Genomic DNA, 3,164 nt, shown 5'->3' on the forward strand with positions numbered 1-3,164 from the left:
TTCCGGCTGGACTGTGGCCCGCGCCGGCCGATGTCGTGGCGCACGGTCTGGCGGATGACCCGGGCCGGCCGGCCACCGCTGATCTGAGCCGCTGGTCTGAGCCGCCGGTCCGGTCGCGGCCAGCCACAGGTTGCCCGGAATCCGGTCGCGCAGCACCGGAGGCGAAACCTCTCCCGTTCGGGGCGGATCCGCTCGACCGCCACCGGCCCGGGGCTACAGGCGCTGTTTGATGGCTCGGCGGACCCTGCGTACCAACGTAACCGGCTTGCCGTTGGCCCGGGACCGCGCTTCGGCCGCCGGCTTGCCGGCCTTGACCGGCGGCCAGGGCACCGGCGGCGCCGGGTTGGAGACATAGCTCGCCGTCCCCCGCAGCTCGCGCAGGGCCTCGATCCCGGCCGGCCGCGAGGTCGCGGAGCGGTTGGCGGCAAGCTCCTCCCAGATCGGCGAGGAGGCAACCTTCGCCGGGTCGGCGGCCTGCCGGCGGTGCAGGATGTCCTCGGGGACGGCCTGCGGATCCTCGCTGACGTACTCGGCGAGGATCGCGTCGTAGTTGTCCTTGAGGACCGTGCTGGCCGGGTCGGCGCCCACGACCAGCAACAGCCCGGTGGGTGCGGTGTCCAGCGGCACGACCACCAGGTCCGGCCGGTAGCGTTCCAGCACCGCGCCGACCTTGTAGACGTCACCGGTCCAGTCGCGGGTGTGCCGGTCGCGGGCCGCCTCGGCAACGGTCCGGGGAAGCATGTCGTCCAGGACGATCACGCTGTTCGGGCCGGACAGCCGCTCGGCGTTCAGGAAGTCGCGCAGCGCGTACTCGAAGATGTGCAGGCCGTCGATGAAGGTGAAATCGACGATGCCCTCGGGGAACCGCGCGATGGGGTCGTCCTGGGCGAAGAAGTCGTCACTGGTGGCCTTGACCAGCTTGAGGTCGCACTCGAGCTCGACGACGATCCTGAACGCCGGGTCCACGCCGATCGTCCTGGTCCGCGAGCGTTGCAGGCCACGGCCGTCGTTGACCCCGATCTCGAGGTAGTTGCGCGGCTTGTAGTTGGCATGGATCGCGGTCAGGAATTCGTGCCGGTTCATCAGCCCTCGCTCGTCGAGTGAAGGATCAACATATCGCCCGGCCAGGGCGGTGCCCGACGGTGTCGCCGGGGGTCAGGCGCTGGACGGCTCCTCGGGTGCCGACCACAGCTTGCCGCCCGCGGCGGCGGCGGCCAGCCGCTCCTGCACCGCCTGCGGGTCGTGCCGGGCCTCGTAGGCGTCGACGACGGCGTTGGCCTCGCCGTCGGCGACGATCCGGCCCTTCTCCAGCCAGATGGCGCGCCCGCAGGTCTCGCGAACCACCCCCAGGCCGTGGCTGACCAGGAACACGGTTCCGGCGGCCTCGCGCAACTCCCGGATGCGTGCCTCGCTGCGCCGGCGGAACTCCGCGTCGCCGGTGGCCAGCGCCTCGTCGATCAGCAGTACCTCGTGCGACTTGGCGGCGGCGATCGCGAACCGCAGCCGGGCCGCCATCCCCGAGGAGTAGGTCTTCATCGGCAAGGAGATGAAGTCGCCGATCCCGGCGAACTCGCAGATCGCGTCGTAGTGCTGCTTCACCTCCTCCGGGGTCATGCCCATGGCCAGGCAGCCGAGCACCACGTTGCGCTCGCCGGTCATGTCGTTCATCAGTGCCGCCGCCACGCCGAGCAGCGACGGCTGGCCCTGGGTGTAGATCGCGCCGGACTGCGGCGGCATCAGCCCGGCTATCGCGCGGAGCAGGGTGGACTTGCCGGAACCGTTCGGGCCGATCAGCCCGATCGCCTCGCCGCGCCGGGCGATCAGGCTCACCCCGCGCACCGCGTGCACCTCGCGCATGCCCGGCGGTGGCTGGCGCTGTACCAGCCGCTTCAACGCCGCCGGGGCGCCGGCCGAGGCGTGCCGTCCGGTGATCCGGTAGACCAGGTGCACATCGTCGACGACGACGGTGGGTTCGGCCTCCTTGGCTGGCTCAGACACGTCCGTACTGCTCCTCGGCCTGCCAGAAGAACAGGTAACCCGCGGCCAGCACGGTGACCGCCCAGCCCACCGCCAGCCACCACAGGTGGTTCTCGCGCGGGCCTTCGATCAGCGCTGCCCGCACCACTTCGACGTAGACCGCGCCCGGATTGACCTCGAGCACCACCTTGACCCAGTGCGGGTGGTCGGCTGCGAAGGCATGGATGCTGTAGAAGACGCCGGAGACGTAGAGCCAGGTGCGGATCAGGAAGGGCAGCAACTGCGAGGTGTCGGGTATCTTGGCGCCGATCCGGGCGATGAAGAAGGCCAGGCCCAGGCAGAACATCGTCTGCAGCGCGATGGCGGGCACCAGCAGCAGCCACTGCCACCGCGGCCGCTCACCGGTGATCAGCACGATCGGCAGCATGATGATCAGCGAGTAGACCAGCCGTTGCAGCGCGACCAGGGTGGAGGAGACCGGCAGCACCGCACGCGGGAAATGCAGCACCCGGGTGAGCCCCACGTTGGCGCTGATCGCCCGGGCGCCTCCGATCAGGCTGCTCTGGGTGAAGGTGAAGATGAAGATCCCGATCACCAGGAAGGCGACGTAGTTGTGCACGCCGCGCTTGGTGTGCAGCAGCACGCCGAAGATCAGGTAGTACACCCCGGCGTTGAGCAGCGGGGTCAGCAGCTGCCACGCCTGGCCCAGGAAGCTGGCGGAGTACCCGACGGCATTGTTCGCGGTGGAGAACGCGACGATGAAGTGCCGGCGTCCCCACAGTTCCCGGGTGTAGTCGACGATGCCCGGGCGGGCACCCGCGCGTCGCAACTGGTGGCGGGCTACCAGCTCTTCCACAGACTCACCAGGAGCGGGCCCTATCCCGACGGGGGTCGCACTGGTCACATCGCCTGAGGGTACGGCAAGCCGTTTCGGGCCCGGTCCGATGCGCTCGCCGCGGGCGTGCCGCTCCTAGTTGACGGCTGAGCGAGCATCGACCGGGGCACGAGGGAGGAGCGCAGCGAAGTGGCTGATCGGCTGAGCGAGCATCGACCGAGGCACGAGGGAGGAGCGCAGCGAAGTGGCTGATCAGCTAGTTGATGCAGCCGGCGTCGAGCGGCTTGACCGGGGCCCGGACCGGCGCCGGGGCGGCTGGGGAGGTCGGCGAGGACCCCGGCGGGGACGCGCT

General features: G+C 70.2%; 3 protein-coding genes. All 3 read right to left on the minus strand.

Translation table 11 applies throughout. The annotated features are described in order from the left end of the window. Positions 1 to 213 precede the first annotated feature (213 nt). The gene (locus VF542_RS18425; protein WP_408653157.1) at positions 214 to 1,083 is read right to left on the minus strand and encodes a class I SAM-dependent methyltransferase; all 870 of its coding nucleotides are present in this window, start codon (positions 1,081 to 1,083) and stop codon (positions 214 to 216) included. Positions 1,084 to 1,155: 72 nt separating this feature from the next. Next, positions 1,156 to 1,998, minus strand: coding sequence for an ABC transporter ATP-binding protein (locus VF542_RS18430; RefSeq protein WP_408653158.1), 843 nt, complete (start codon positions 1,996 to 1,998; stop codon positions 1,156 to 1,158). Further along, positions 1,991 to 2,833: an ABC transporter permease gene (locus VF542_RS18435; protein WP_408653159.1), complete on the minus strand. Its 843-nt coding sequence runs from the start codon at positions 2,831 to 2,833 to the stop codon at positions 1,991 to 1,993. Before VF542_RS18435 ends, VF542_RS18430 begins: the two co-directional genes overlap by 8 nt. Positions 2,834 to 3,164: the final 331 nt, after the last annotated feature.

This window comes from Jatrophihabitans sp. (assembly GCF_036389215.1).
In the GTDB taxonomy this organism is placed as follows: domain Bacteria; phylum Actinomycetota; class Actinomycetes; order Mycobacteriales; family Jatrophihabitantaceae; genus Jatrophihabitans_A.